Here is a 12,990-nt window from a genome sequence, read left to right as displayed (position 1 = left end):
CGATGAGCAAGCCGGTCCCGACCACGCGCGCCGATTACGCGCACTTCCTGCCGATCAGCACGCGCTGGTCGGATAACGACGTCTACGGTCACATCAACAACGTCGTCTACTACAGCTACTTCGATACGGTCGTGAACGAGTACCTGCTGCGAGCGGGCGTGCTCGATTTCAGCGAGGGCGCAACCATCGGCCTCGTCGTCGAGACGCGCTGCAATTTCTTCGCGCCGGTCGTGTTTCCCGAACCGATCGAGGCGGGCTTGCGCGTCGAGAAGCTCGGCAATACGAGCGTGCGCTACGAAGTCGCGATCTTCACGCAAGGCGCGGACGAAGCCGCCGCGCAGGGGCATTTCGTGCATGTCTACGTGGATCGCGTGACGCGCAGGCCGGTACCGTTGCCCGCGCCGCTCGTCGATGCGTTGAAGCCGCTCATCACCGGCTGAGGGTCGCGTTTTGCTTCAGTGGTTTTGCGTGAGTCTGCTCAACGGCGTGAGCGTGGGATTGCTGCTGTTCATGCTGTCGGCGGGACTCACGCTGATTTTCTCGATGCTCGGCGTGCTCAACTTCGCGCACGCGAGTTTCTACATGCTCGGCGCGTATGTCGGGCAGGCGCTCGCCGCGTACGGCGGATTCTGGTTCGCGCTCATCTGTGCGCCATTGATCGTTGGCGTTGCCGGGGCCTTGTTCGAGCGCCTGCTATTGAGGCGCGTCCATGCGCGCGGCGCGCTCGCCGACATGCTGCTGACCTTCGGCGCGGCCATCGTCATCGGCGAGGGCGTGAAGCTCGTCTGGGGACTCGGGCCGTTGCCCGCCGCCGTTCCGCGCGTGCTCGACGGACCGCTTTTCATGCTGTACGGCGCATCGTTCGCGCGCTATCGCGTGTTCATGATGACGGTCGCCGTCGTCATGCTCGGCGCGCTGTGGCTCGTGTTGCGTACATCGAAAACGGGGCTCATCGTGCGCGCGGCGCTTACGCATCCCGCGACCGTCGAAACGCTCGGCCACGATGTGCCGCGCGTCTTCACGATGGTCTTCGCCGCCGGCACCGCGCTCGCCGCGCTCGCTGGCGTGATCGGCGCGCCGCTCGCCGTCATCGAACCGGCGATGGCCGATGCGATGGGCCCGATCGTGTTCGTCGTCGTCGTGATCGGCGGGCTCGGATCGCTCGGCGGCGCGCTCGTCGCGTCGCTTCTGATCGGCTGCGTCCAGACCTTCGCGGTCGGCGCGAGCGCGACGGCGGGCGGCATCGCGGCATCGCTCGGCGTGACCTTGCCGCCTGCGTGGAGCGCGTTGACGGTCGCGCAACTCGCGCCCGTGCTGCCGTATCTGCTGCTCGTCGCGATGTTGGCCGCGCGGCCGCGCGGGCTTTTCGGCGAGCGCACGCGCGATGCTTAAGGTCTTCATCGCGCTGATCGTCGCGCTCGCGCTGCCGCCGCTCGTCGTCGATCAATCGTGGCTGCTCGCGTATCTCGCGCAGACGGCGACGCTCATCGTCCTCGCGCTTTCGTACAACCTGTTGCTCGGCGAGACGGGTTTGCTCTCGTTCGGGCACGCGGTCTATTCGGGTCTCGGCGCGTTCGCCGCCGCGCATGCGTTCAATCGATTCGGCGTGCCGTTGCCGTTACTGCCGATGATCGGCGGATGCGCGGCGATGCTCGTCGCCGTCGTTTTCGGCGCGATTTCGACGCAGCGCGCGGGCACGTCCTTCGCGATGATCACGCTGGGCTTGAGCGAACTCGTCGCCGCATGCGTGTGGCTCGTGCCGGGGTGGTTCGGCGGCGAGGGCGGCGTGACGATCGATCGCGCGAGCGGGCCTTCGTTCTTCGCGATGACCTTCGGGCCGCCGCGCGAGGCGTATGCGTTGATCGCGTGCTGGTGCGTGATATCGGCGGTCGCGATGTTCGCGTTTTCGCGCACGCCGATGTGCCGTCTCGCCAACGCCGTGCGCGACAATCCCGCGCGCGCCGCCGCGATCGGCTTCGCGCCCGCGCGCGTGCGCTTGCACGTGTTGATCGTGTCGGCGTTTTTCGCGGGCATCGCGGGCGTGCTGGCGTTGATCAACGTCGAGCTGGTGTCGTCGGAGAGCGTCGGTCTTGCGCGATCGACGAGCGCGCTCGTCGCGACCGTCATCGGCGGCGCGGGCACGTTCGCCGGGCCGATCGTCGGCGCGGTGCTGCTCACGTTCTTTAGCGTCGGGCTCGCGAGCGTCAGCACCGCGTGGCCGATGTATCTCGGGCTCTTGTTCATGTGGGTCGTCGTGGCCGCGCCGGAAGGCGTCGCGGGCCTCGTTCGGCGCGATGCGCGGTCCTTGTGCATCGGCATGCTGAGCGCGATCGCGTGGGGCGTCGCGGTCGTCGTGCCGGTCGAAGCGCTTTACGCCGGACGAACCGATGCACGCGCGTGGTTCATCGCGTTGCCGTGCGCGTTGCTGGGCTTGTGGCTCGCGCGACGCACGAGGACCGCGCGATGAACGCGGCGCTCGAATTGCATGGCATCGTCAAGCGCTTCGGCGTGACGCGCGTACTGCGCGGCGTCGACTTGCAGGTCGCTGCGGGCGAGCGGCACGCGCTCATCGGACCGAACGGCGCGGGCAAATCCACGCTCTTCGATCTGATCTCGGGACGCACGCGGCCCGACGATGGACGCATCGTCGCGAGCGGAATCGATATCACCGGCAAGCCGCCGCAACGCGTATCGCGCTCGCTTGCCCGCAGCTTTCAGACGACGAGCGTGTTCGGCGGCTTGTCCGTGTTCGAGAACCTGCGTTGCGCGGCGCTCGGCGCGGCATCGTCGCGGCTTGTCGATCGATGGCTGCCTTCGCGACGAATCGACGAACGCGCGCACGCGATGCTCGATGCCATCGGCCTTGCCGCGCGCGCCGACGAACTCGCGGCACGCCTGACGTACGCGGAGCAACGCGCGCTCGATCTGGGCATCGCGCTTGCCACCGATGCGCCGCTGATCTTGCTCGACGAGCCCACCGCCGGCATGAATCGCGCGGAGGCGACTCGCGCGCTCGAACTGATTCGCGCGACGACGGAAGGGCGCACGCTGCTCGTCATCGAACATGACATGGATGCGGTTTTCGGCCTCGCGGATCGCATTTCGGTGCTCGTGCAAGGGCGCGTGATCGCCACCGATACGCCCGCTGCGATACGCGCGAATCGCGCTGTTCAGGACGCGTATCTCGGTGGAGTCGCGTCATGAAGGCGCAGTTGCGTATCGACGATTTGCGCGCGTGGTACGGCGCGGCGCAAGTGCTGCACGGCGTGCACCTGTGCATCGACGAAGGCGAAGCGGTGGCGCTTGTCGGCCGCAACGGATCGGGACGATCGACGCTCGCGAAAGCCATCATGGGACTCGTGCGATGCGCGGGCGACATGCGCTATCGCGATGTTCAGCTCGTCGGCTTGAGGGCGCATCGCATCGCGCGGCTGGGCATTGGTTACGTGCCCGAAACGCGCGATGTGTTCCCTGCGCTCACGGTGCGCGAAAATCTCGTGCTGGGCGAAAGGAAGGGCACGCGTTTTGCGTTGCGCGATGCGTATCGGCTGTTTCCCGTGCTCGAAGAACGCGCGTCGGTGAAGGCGGGCGCGCTGTCGGGCGGCGAGCAGCAGATGCTCGCGCTCGCGCGCACGTTGACGGGCGATCCGTCGCTGGTCGTCATCGACGAACCGGGCGAAGGGCTCGCACCGCAAGTGCTCGCGGAAGTGGCCGCGTGTCTCGCGATGCTGCGCAACCGCGGCGTCGCGACGCTGCTGATCGAAGAGCGATTGACGATCGCGCGCACGCTCGATGCGCGCGTCGCGGTCATGGGGCATGGGGCGATACAGTTCGATGGGACGATCGAGACGCTCGCGCGCGATGAAGCGATCTCGCGGCAATGGCTGTCGGTCGGTGGCACGTTCGATTCGAGTTAATATGCCTGAAGTTCAATTTGATACATCGCTTCAACGGAGGTCAACGTGGTGGCCATGACCATTCAGGATATCGACGAGCAACTTGAGACGCGCTTGCGTATGCAGGCAGCGAAGCACGGTCGCTCGATGGAGGAAGAGGCTCGCGACATTCTGCGGACAGCTCTTTGGACAGAACCGGCGCAAGGAAAGATTCTTGTCGAATCGATTCGTGGCCGCATCGATCCGCTTGGCGGAGTCGAGTTGGAGCTTCCCAAGCGCGAGGCGATTCGTAACCCGTCGGGGCTCGATGAATGATCGTTCTAGATACCAACGTCCTTTCCGAGTTGCTGCGTCCGGCGCCGGAACAGCGCGTTTTGACATGGCTCGCCAACGAGCCGCATTCGGCACTGTTCACCACGACTGTCACGCGTGGAGAAATTCTCCATGGAATATGGTCGATGGCCGCAGGTATCAGGCGGCAGCGCCTATGGGACGCCACGCGGATCATCTTCAGTGAAGATTTTGCTGGCCGTCTGCCGAGTTTCGATAACGATGCAGCCGATGCGTACGCGGAAATCGCTGCGTCGAGAAAGAGCATCGGCACCCATTAGTCAGTTCGACGCGACGATCTTCGATCCCTGGAACGCGTAGTGCAGCGAATGCCGCGACATGCGGCATTCGCCTTCCCGCTCGCTTAACCCTGCGCCTTGCTATCCCTCTCCACGATCCACTCATGCTTCGGATCGTTCTTGAAGTGCCACGTCCGCTTGTCGCCGGCCATCACGTTCAGATAGTAGTTATCGTAGCCATACGGCACGACCACCGGATGATACCCACGCGGCACCATGACGACATCGTGATCCTCGACGGCCATCGTTTCATCGAGATCGCGTTCATCGGTATAAACGCGCTGAAACGCGAATCCTTGCGGCGGATTCAGTCGATGGTAATACGTCTCTTCGAGCGAGCTTTCGACGGGCACATTGTCCTGATCGTGCTTGTGCGGCGGATAGCTCGACGCATGTCCGCCCGGCGTGCGCACTTCCACGACCAGCAACGACTCGGCATCTTCCGTTTGCGGAAGAATGTCGCACACGTAGCGCGTATTCGCGTTCTTGCCGCGCGTCGAGCGCTTCATCTGCGATGGCTCGATGAGACGCGGCGGAAACTCGCCCTTCGCGGGCGCGCTCGCGACGCCGATCTGCGCATCGCGTTCCGCACGCACGATGGCGGCCAGCTTCGGCGGCACGTAGACGGCATACGGCGCGGCGTCTTCGAACACGCTGTCGCGCGAGCCGATCGACTGATAATGCTCGTCGCCCGCTTCGACGCTCACCGTGCCCGTCAACACGACGATGCAGCTTTCGCGATCCGCGTCGTAGACATGCACGACATCGCCCGCATTCAGGCGATACGCCGCGAAGCCGACGTGCTTCCAGCCCGCGGAATCGGGCGTGACGCGCGCGATGGTTTGTCCTTCGCGCGATGCTTTCACTAGCAGGCTCATGCTGCCTCCTTGAATGTTGCGTCGACGAGCGTACGCAGCGTGCGATAGCCCTTGTCGGCGTATGCGTAGCTCGGCGCGATCACCGGATCCTGTTCCGCTTCCACGACGAGCCAGCCTTCGTAATCATGCTTCGCGAGACACGCGATGATGCCCGGATAGTCGACGCAGCCGTCGCCGGGCACGGAGAACGCGCCGTTGATGACCGCATCGAGAAAGCTCCAGTTGCGATTGCGCGCGAGCTTCACGATTTCGGGGCGCACGTCTTTGCAGTGGACGTGGCATACACGAGCGATATGCTTTTGCAGCACGCTCAGGGCATCGCCGCCCGCGAACGTGATGTGTCCCGCGTCGAACAGCAGGCCGACCGAATCGTTGGTGAGCGCCATGAGGCGGTCGACGTCGGCGGGCGTTTCGACATACGCGCCCATGTGATGATGATAGGCGACGCGCACGCCGCGCGAGAGGGTGTATTCGGCGAAGCGGTTCAGGCGGTCTGCGTACCCGGTCCATTGCGCATCCGAGAAAAAGCGCGGACGTTGATAGAGCGGTTTTGGCGCGCCCTGGATCGAGTTGGCGACCTCGCCGTAGACCATTACGGTCGCGCCGTTTTGCGCGAGCAGGTCGAGATGGGGGCCCGCGGCTTCGATTTCTTCTTCTGCGCTGCGTTCTGCGAGTCGGCCCGAGTACCAGCCTGAGACTAGCGCTAGCTCGTACTGCGCGAGCAAGGCTTTTAGCGCTTGCGGTTCGCGAGGGAACTTGTTGCCTAGCTCGAAGCCTTCATAGCCGATCTGTTTTCCTTCCGTCAGGGCGGTGGAGAGAGGTGTCTCGCCGCCGAGCGAAGGCAGGTCGTCGTTCATCCATGACAATGGATTGATGCCGATGCGTATCTTTTTCAAAGGCATGATGTTGGGTTCTCCTTTTTGCTTTTTGCTTTCGCTTTCGCCGGATCCCGGTTTCTTAGTGGTCTATTAGCACTGCCCCTGTGCGGGGCGGCACTTACTTTCTTTGCTGCTGCAAAGAAAGTAAGCAAAGAAAGCAGCTTCCGATACGCCCGCGGTCACACGCAATTTGGGTAGTCCTCTCGTCCATCGTGGGCTGCCTAAAGAGTGCCCTCATAGGCCCCATCGGGCTTGGCTCGCGCACGGTCTGCCACATCGCACCACACAATAAACGGGCTCAGCACCAAATAGCTCCAGCCCGCTGCGCGGCCGACCGGTCAATCGGGTCCGCGCGTGCTTCTTTGCTGCCGTCTCCATCTCACTGCACTTGCCGCTCGTCGGTTTCCCTTGCAGACCCGGCGGCAGCGCGCAGCGCTGTGCCGATACCGTTTCGTGCTGAACCAGCGCGCTCAACGTTTTCGGGCGGCGGACCGTGCGCGAGCCAAGCCCGGTTGGTCCTTTGAGGGCACTCTTTAGGCGAGTGCCGCCTGGGACGAGAGAACTACCCAAATTGCGTGTGACCGCGGGCCGTGACGAGCTGCTTTCTTTGGTTACTTTCTTTGCAGCAGCAAAGAAAGTGACTGCCGCCCCGCACAGGGGCAACGCCCAATAGACCGACGCGATCACAGGCTTCCATAGAAGCTCAATCAAACACTACGAGCTTTGACGGCCTGCTCATAGGCCTCACGCGCAACGACGACAGCCGCGCGATCCGACACTTCAGGAACGGCGACTTCCCACCACCATCCACCTTCCTCGGTAGTCCTCGAAGGATCCGTATCGATAGAGATGAGATAACTGCGATCCGCCGCCCGCGCGCGCTTCATCGCGACGATAAGCTCATCGATGCTGGAAACATGCTCCGCCAAAGCCCCGAGCGACCGCGCATGCATCGCGAAATCGATCTCCGGCGCCCCAAGCGCGCCCTGCTTGCAATCATCGATGAGATTGTTGAACGGCGCCCCGCCACAAGCCTGCTGCAAGCGATTGATGCACCCGAACCCGCGATTGTCGAGCAACACCACGATCAACTTCGCGCCGAGCATCACCGACGTAGCGAGCTCGCTATTCATCATCAGATACGAGCCGTCGCCGACAATCACGATCACTTCGCGCTCGGGCCGCGCGAGCTTCACGCCCAGTCCGCCCGCGACTTCGTAGCCCATGCACGAATAGCCGTATTCGACGTGATAACCGCCCGGCGCGCTGGTGCGCCAGAGCTTCTGCAAATCCGCGGGCAAAGTGCCCGCAGCACACACGACGATATCGTTGGCTGAAGAAGCATCGTCCGAGCGCTGCACCGCGCCGATCACATCGGCTTCGCGCGGCAGCTTGCCATCCGCGACGGGCGTGTTCGTCACATGCGCCACGGTCTCGCGCCACTCATTCGCAAGCCGATGCGCGCGCGTCGTCCATTGCGGCGATGCGTGCCAGTCGCCGAGCGCCTCGGACAACGCTTCCAGCGCGGCACGCGCATCCGCCTGCACGGCGAGCGCGTTCTGCTTGAGCGCATCGAACGGATTCGCATTGACCGCGACAAGCCGCGCCTGCGTGAATAGCGTGTTCGATCCGGTCGTGAAATCCTGCAGACGCGTGCCGATAGCAAGCACGCAATCGCTCGCATGCGCGAGTTCGTTCGCAGCGGTGCCGCCCGTCACGCCGATACCGCCGACGTTCAACGCATCGTCCCAGGCGAGCGCGCCTTTGCCCGCCTGCGTCTCCGCGACGGGCACGCCATGCCTGTGCGCGAACGTGCGCAACGCATCGGTCGCGAGCCCGTACAGCACGCCGCCACCCGATACGATCAACGGCTCGCGCGCTTCACGCAGCATCGCGGCGGCGCGTTCGATCTCGCGCGGAATCGGTGCCGGCGCATGAAACTCGACGGCGCGCGGCTCGAAGAACGAAGCAGGGTAGTCGTACGCTATCGCCTGCACGTCCTGCGGCAACGCGAGCGTGACCGGGCCGCATTGCGCCGCATCGGTGAGCACGCGTATCGCGCGCGGCAATGCGCTCAACAATTGCGCGGGATGCACGATGCGATCGAAGTAACGCGATACCGCCTTCAACGCATCGTTAGCGGAGACGCCGCCATCGTGACCATCCTCCACTTGCTGCAACACCGGATCGGGCGCGCGCGACACGAAGATATCGCCCGGCAACAGCAGTACCGGCAAGCGGTTCACATGCGCGAGCGCGGCCGCCGTCACGAGATTGGTCGCGCCCGGACCGATAGACGTCGTCACCGCCATCATGCGCCGCCGCATATGCGCCTTCGCATACGCGATCGCGCCATGCGCCATCGCCTGCTCGTTGTGCGCGCGATACGTCGGCAATTCATCGCGATGCCGATACAACGCCTCGCCCATACCCGCGACATTGCCATGCCCGAAGATCGCGAACACGCCGCCGAAAAGCGGCTCGCCGTGTTCGGTGCGAAGCGCCGCGAGATAGCGCACGAGCGCTTGCGCGGCGGTCAGTCGAATGGTCGAACTCACTGCAGTCTCCGATTGCGTTGCACGCTGGTTCATGCGGCTTGCTCCTGTGTCACTCGAAGTTCTGCGCCCGAAGACGAACGCGCCTCGCGCCATGCATCGATCAGCGCTTCGAACGTGCGTCGCACGCGCGCGATCAATTCGCGGTCGTCGATCTCATTGGCGAGCCACGCATGACTCGGCTCATGAAAAATCGTGCGCCCGACGGTGAAGCCCTTGCACGTCTTCGAGGATGCCGCCGCTGCGAAGCCTTCACGCAACTGATCGACGCCCGCCGACAAGCCCAGCAACACGACGCCACGGCAATACGGATCGCGCTGCGCGATCAGCGCATCGATGGCTTGCCATTGCTTCGCGCTCATCGGTTCGAGCTTCCACCATTCCGGATAGATACCGAGGTTGTAGAGACGCTTCAACGCACGATGCACGGTGTCGTCTTCAATCGGTGGCCCGTTCTTCGGCACGATCACTTCGAGCAGCAGTTCGTTGCCGCTTTCCTGAACGGCATCGTAGAGCGCGCGCAACTGCGCTTCCTGTTCGAGACGCACGTCATGCGGATGATCGGGGTGATATTGCACGAGACACTTCGCGACCTGCTCGCGCGGCCACTGCACGAGCGTCGTGCCGATGGAGCGGCCATGATCGAATTCGAGCGGCATCGAGCCGGGCAATTCGACCGGCCGGCCGATCCACCAGCCGCGTCCCGTCGCCGCGTTCAACGCATCTTGCCCGTAGCGATCGTCGATCAACACGCCAATGCGTCCTTCGAGCGCGAGTTCTTTCTCCGTCTGTGCAACGGCTTCGACGAACAGGTTTTTCAACGTCGAGATGCGCGCTTCGCTCGCGCCCGTTTGCTGCGCGAGATCGAAGAACTGATTGCGATGATCGAACGCGAAGCCGAGCACTTCGTCCCATTGCTTGCGCTTGGGACTCACGCGATGCAGACGCGCGAGCTTTGCATCGCGATCGGGGCGGCGCATGCGCGCGGGGTCTTCCTTCGCCGCGGCGAGAAAGTAATCGAGCTCGGCGGGCGTGGGCATCGCGGGCGCGCAGCCGTGACGCGACACGACGAGCGCGCCGCATGCATTGGCCGTTCGCGCGCAGGCTTCGAGCGGCTCGTCGCGCAGCCATCCCGACAAGAAGCCTGAAGCGAACGCGTCGCCGGCGCCGAGCACGTTGAGCACTTCCACTTCGACGCCGCCATGAACCGGCGCATCGTCGATGGACGACGGCACCGCGCCTTCGATGATCGAACAGCCGAGCGGCCCGCGCTTCACGACGAGCGTCGCGCTCGTGACCTTGCGGACCATCGCGAGCGCATCGATCAGACGGTCCTTGCCGCCCGCGATGCGAAACTCTTCTTCCGTGCCGATGACGAGATCGATCAACGGCAGAATGCGCTGCAAATGCGCAGTGACGCCTTCATTCGCGATGAAGCGCGTCTCGCCATCCGCCTTGCCCGTGAGACCCCACAAGACAGGCCGATAGTCGATGTCGAGAATCGTGCGGACGTCGTTGCGTCGTGCGTAGTCGAGCGCGCGACGGCTCGTGCGGTTCACCTGTTCCGTCGAGAAGTGCGTGCCCGTAATGAGCAGCGCCTTCGATGACGCGATATACGCTTCATCGAAATCGTGTTCGTCGACGGCCATGTCCGCGCAGTTCTCGCGATAGAACACGAGCGGAAACGTGTCGCGGTCTTCGAGGCCGAGCAGCACGAGCGCGGTGAGCCGGTCACGATCGATGCGAACGTGACTCACATCGCAGCCTTCGCGTTCGAGCGTCTCCGTGAGAAAGCGCCCCATGTGATCGTTGCCGACGCGCGCGAGCATCGACGCATTCAGCCCGAGCCGCGCGCAGCCGAACGCGATGTTCGCCGACGAGCCGCCGAGATACTTCGCGAACGTCGATACATCTTCGAGCCGCGCGCCGACATTTTGCGCATAGAGATCGACGGCGAGGCGGCCGAGACACACGATATCGCGCGTGCGATCCGGCGCGAAGCGAGAGGGATTTTGCGTTGGCATGGATTCAATGTCCTCAGATCGTCGCGCCTTCGAGTTCGGTCATCATCTGCTGCATTTCTGCGCCGCCCGCCATCATGTCGAGCACTTCGTTCTTGCTGATGTTGTCCTTGGTGAACGTGCCCATCGAGCGGCCGCGATTGAGCAGCGTGAACGAATCGCCGATCGGATAGGCATGGTGAACGTTGTGCGTGATGAAGATCACCGAGATGCCTTTTTCGCGCGCCTTGTGGATGAGCTTCAACACATTGAAGCTCTGCTTCACGCCGAGCGCGGCGGTCGGTTCGTCGAGGATCAGCACGCGCGCGCCGAAGTGAATCGCGCGGGCAATCGCGAGACATTGCTTCTCGCCGCCGGACATCGTGCCGATCGGCTGATGCGGATCGCGCACATTGATGCCCATTTCGGCGAGCTTGGCGCGCGACGTTTCGGCGGCGAGGTCGAGGTCCATCACGCTGATGCCGAAGCGCTTCTTTTGCGGCTCGCGTCCCATGAAGAAGTTGCGCGCCACCGATAGCAACGGCACAAGCGCGAGATCCTGATACACAGTCGCGATACCGAGATCGAGCGCTTCTTTCGGCGAGTCGAAATGCACGGGGTTGCCATCGACGAGATAGTCGCCGGAAGAGGGCTGATGCACGCCTGCGAGCGTCTTGATGAGTGTCGATTTGCCCGCGCCGTTATCGCCGAGCAGACAATGCACTTCACCGCGTTTGAGCCGCAACGTGACGCCGTTCAGCGCGATCACCTTGCCGAAGAACTTGCTGACGTTTTCGAGCGCGAGGATGTTGTCGTCTTGCATGTTCGTTGCTCCTCTCATTGAGCCTGGGACACGCGGCGGCGCACGTAGTGATTGAAGAGCACGGCGATGAGCAGCATCACGCCAAGGAACACGCGGAACCAGTCCGAGCTCACGTTCGTATAAGTGATGCCGATCTGCACGACACCGAAGATCAGGGCACCGAAACATGCGCCGACGACCGATCCGTAGCCGCCCGTCAGCAAGGTGCCGCCGATGACCGCCGCGATGATCGCTTCGAATTCCTTCTGCAAGCCGCGATCCGCCGCCGCCGAGCCGATATCGCACACTTGCAGCACGGCGAAGAGGCACGAGCAGAACGCGGTGAGCACGAAGAGCGATATCTTCACGCGCTTCACCGGCACGCCGACGTTCTTCGCGGCATTCGCATCGCCGCCGACCGCGAGAATCCAGTTGCCGTAGCGCGTCTTGGCGAGCACGAACGCGCCGACCGCCGCGAGCGCGAGCCACCAGATGATGACTTTCGGAATGCCCGGCACGAGCGGCTGGCCGCTGTCGAGCAGCTTGCCGATGCCCATGTGCGCGAGCCAGGTGAACAGGCCGTGAAACGCGACGCCATGAAAGAGCGTGTCGGCGATGGGATCGGCCTGGGCGAGATCGCCGACGCCCGAGATGATGGTGCGGTCCGCGAACATGATCGACAGCGCGAGCGTGAGGCCGCGCAGAATGAACAGGAACGCGAGCGTGACGATGAACGACGGCAGGCGCGTGCGCATGACGAGATAGCCATTCAATGCGCCGAGCAGCATCGACATGACGAACGCGAAGAGAATCGAAAGGGATAGCGGCCAATGAAAATAGACCGCCGGCAACGCGACCATCATGCCAGCGAAGCCGATCATCGAGCCGATGGACAAGTCGAACTCGCCGGCGATCATGAGGAGACACGCGCCGACCGCGAGCAGGCCGAGATAGGCGGCCACTTGCGACCAGTTCATCACGCCGTCGAGGTTGAACATGCCCGACGATCCCGCGCCGAAGCCGAACACGATGAAGACGAGCACGGTGCCGGAAATGGCCGCGAACTCCGGGCGATTCAGCAAATGACCGAACCACGACGTGTGGCGTACGCGCTCATCCGAGGGCTTGGCCTGGTCAGGTGTTTCAGCGTTGTCCTGCTGACGGTTCACGTGAGGAGGGTAGTGTTTGCCGGCTACGCCCATGATGGCTCCTTGAGACTCGATGTCGATGCGGTACCGATGCGCGGGGCGGGGGGGGGGGGGGGGGGGGGGGGGGGGGCGGGGGGGGGGGGGGCGGCGGCGGGGGGGGGGGGGGGGGGGGGGGCGGCGCCCGCGGCCCGGCGGGCGGGGGCG

The 12,990-nt window shown here is 63.9% G+C and carries 13 protein-coding genes; 7 read left to right on the top strand and 6 right to left on the bottom strand.

The window, feature by feature from the left end:
- Positions 1-2: 2 nt before the first annotated feature.
- The 7 genes from NCS67_RS08580 (at position 3) to NCS67_RS08550 (ending at position 4,507) form a co-directional block, all read left to right on the top strand.
- Positions 3-440 (top strand): acyl-CoA thioesterase, encoded by a 438-nt coding sequence (locus tag NCS67_RS08580; RefSeq protein WP_008341987.1) that lies wholly within the window; start codon positions 3-5, stop codon positions 438-440.
- A 70-nt stretch (positions 441-510) separates the two neighbouring features.
- Positions 511-1,392, top strand: coding sequence for a branched-chain amino acid ABC transporter permease (locus tag NCS67_RS08575; RefSeq protein ID WP_051996832.1), 882 nt, complete (start codon positions 511-513; stop codon positions 1,390-1,392).
- Positions 1,385-2,467, top strand: a complete 1,083-nt coding sequence (locus NCS67_RS08570) for a branched-chain amino acid ABC transporter permease (RefSeq protein WP_250434931.1) — start codon at positions 1,385-1,387, stop codon at positions 2,465-2,467. Before NCS67_RS08575 ends, NCS67_RS08570 begins: the two co-directional genes overlap by 8 nt.
- Complete coding sequence (locus NCS67_RS08565) at positions 2,464-3,204, top strand: ABC transporter ATP-binding protein (protein WP_250434930.1); 741 nt, start codon at positions 2,464-2,466, stop codon at positions 3,202-3,204. Before NCS67_RS08570 ends, NCS67_RS08565 begins: the two co-directional genes overlap by 4 nt.
- A complete protein-coding gene (locus NCS67_RS08560) occupies positions 3,201-3,917 on the top strand; it encodes an ABC transporter ATP-binding protein (protein WP_250434929.1) in 717 nt (238 codons plus the stop codon). The genes NCS67_RS08565 and NCS67_RS08560 overlap by 4 nt, the downstream gene beginning before the upstream one ends.
- Before the next feature lie 54 nt (positions 3,918-3,971).
- The gene (locus tag NCS67_RS08555) at positions 3,972-4,211 is read left to right on the top strand and encodes a FitA-like ribbon-helix-helix domain-containing protein (protein WP_284504062.1); all 240 of its coding nucleotides are present in this window, start codon (positions 3,972-3,974) and stop codon (positions 4,209-4,211) included.
- A complete protein-coding gene (locus tag NCS67_RS08550; protein WP_250434927.1) occupies positions 4,208-4,507 on the top strand; it encodes a PIN domain-containing protein in 300 nt (99 codons plus the stop codon). Before NCS67_RS08555 ends, NCS67_RS08550 begins: the two co-directional genes overlap by 4 nt.
- 83 nt (positions 4,508-4,590) lie before the next feature.
- Here the strand turns inward: NCS67_RS08550 and iolB are convergent, their stop codons facing one another.
- The 6 genes from iolB to NCS67_RS08520 all read right to left on the bottom strand — a co-directional run bounded on the left by iolB (position 4,591) and on the right by NCS67_RS08520 (position 12,840).
- The gene (gene iolB, locus NCS67_RS08545) at positions 4,591-5,403 is read right to left on the bottom strand and encodes a 5-deoxy-glucuronate isomerase (protein ID WP_008341974.1); all 813 of its coding nucleotides are present in this window, start codon (positions 5,401-5,403) and stop codon (positions 4,591-4,593) included.
- Positions 5,400-6,305: a myo-inosose-2 dehydratase gene (iolE, locus tag NCS67_RS08540; RefSeq protein WP_250434926.1), complete on the bottom strand. Its 906-nt coding sequence runs from the start codon at positions 6,303-6,305 to the stop codon at positions 5,400-5,402. Before iolE ends, iolB begins: the two co-directional genes overlap by 4 nt.
- Before the next feature lie 683 nt (positions 6,306-6,988).
- Positions 6,989-8,872 (bottom strand): 3D-(3,5/4)-trihydroxycyclohexane-1,2-dione acylhydrolase (decyclizing), encoded by a 1,884-nt coding sequence (gene iolD, locus NCS67_RS08535; RefSeq protein WP_008341971.1) that lies wholly within the window; start codon positions 8,870-8,872, stop codon positions 6,989-6,991.
- Positions 8,869-10,860: a bifunctional 5-dehydro-2-deoxygluconokinase/5-dehydro-2-deoxyphosphogluconate aldolase gene (locus NCS67_RS08530; protein ID WP_250434924.1), complete on the bottom strand. Its 1,992-nt coding sequence runs from the start codon at positions 10,858-10,860 to the stop codon at positions 8,869-8,871. Before NCS67_RS08530 ends, iolD begins: the two co-directional genes overlap by 4 nt.
- 13 nt (positions 10,861-10,873) lie before the next feature.
- The gene (locus NCS67_RS08525; protein WP_008341966.1) at positions 10,874-11,659 is read right to left on the bottom strand and encodes an ATP-binding cassette domain-containing protein; all 786 of its coding nucleotides are present in this window, start codon (positions 11,657-11,659) and stop codon (positions 10,874-10,876) included.
- A 14-nt stretch (positions 11,660-11,673) separates the two neighbouring features.
- A complete protein-coding gene (locus tag NCS67_RS08520) occupies positions 11,674-12,840 on the bottom strand; it encodes an ABC transporter permease (RefSeq protein WP_008341964.1) in 1,167 nt (388 codons plus the stop codon).
- Positions 12,841-12,990: the final 150 nt, after the last annotated feature.

Origin of the sequence: Caballeronia sp. ATUFL_F2_KS9A, assembly GCF_023630765.1 — a bacterium.
Classification (GTDB): Bacteria; Pseudomonadota; Gammaproteobacteria; order Burkholderiales; family Burkholderiaceae; genus Caballeronia; species Caballeronia zhejiangensis.
The sequence above is the reverse complement of the archived record's forward strand: the minus strand, read 5'-3'. Positions and strand labels throughout refer to the sequence as shown.

Bases quoted from the DNA above. Each gene is read 5' to 3' on its own strand.
- NCS67_RS08580 (WP_008341987.1), top strand. From the start codon at position 3: ATGAGCAAGCCGGTCCCGACCACGCGCGCCGATTACGCGCACTTCCTG.
- NCS67_RS08575 (WP_051996832.1), top strand. From the start codon at position 511: ATGCTGTCGGCGGGACTCACGCTGATTTTCTCGATGCTCGGCGTGCTC.
- NCS67_RS08570 (WP_250434931.1), top strand. From the start codon at position 1,385: ATGCTTAAGGTCTTCATCGCGCTGATCGTCGCGCTCGCGCTGCCGCCG.
- NCS67_RS08565 (WP_250434930.1), top strand. From the start codon at position 2,464: ATGAACGCGGCGCTCGAATTGCATGGCATCGTCAAGCGCTTCGGCGTG.
- NCS67_RS08560 (WP_250434929.1), top strand. From the start codon at position 3,201: ATGAAGGCGCAGTTGCGTATCGACGATTTGCGCGCGTGGTACGGCGCG.
- NCS67_RS08555 (WP_284504062.1), top strand. From the start codon at position 3,972: ATGACCATTCAGGATATCGACGAGCAACTTGAGACGCGCTTGCGTATG.
- NCS67_RS08550 (WP_250434927.1), top strand. From the start codon at position 4,208: ATGATCGTTCTAGATACCAACGTCCTTTCCGAGTTGCTGCGTCCGGCG.
- iolB (WP_008341974.1), bottom strand. From the start codon at position 5,403: ATGAGCCTGCTAGTGAAAGCATCGCGCGAAGGACAAACCATCGCGCGC.
- iolE (WP_250434926.1), bottom strand. From the start codon at position 6,305: ATGCCTTTGAAAAAGATACGCATCGGCATCAATCCATTGTCATGGATG.
- iolD (WP_008341971.1), bottom strand. From the start codon at position 8,872: ATGAACCAGCGTGCAACGCAATCGGAGACTGCAGTGAGTTCGACCATT.
- NCS67_RS08530 (WP_250434924.1), bottom strand. From the start codon at position 10,860: ATGCCAACGCAAAATCCCTCTCGCTTCGCGCCGGATCGCACGCGCGAT.
- NCS67_RS08525 (WP_008341966.1), bottom strand. From the start codon at position 11,659: ATGCAAGACGACAACATCCTCGCGCTCGAAAACGTCAGCAAGTTCTTC.
- NCS67_RS08520 (WP_008341964.1), bottom strand. From the start codon at position 12,840: ATGGGCGTAGCCGGCAAACACTACCCTCCTCACGTGAACCGTCAGCAG.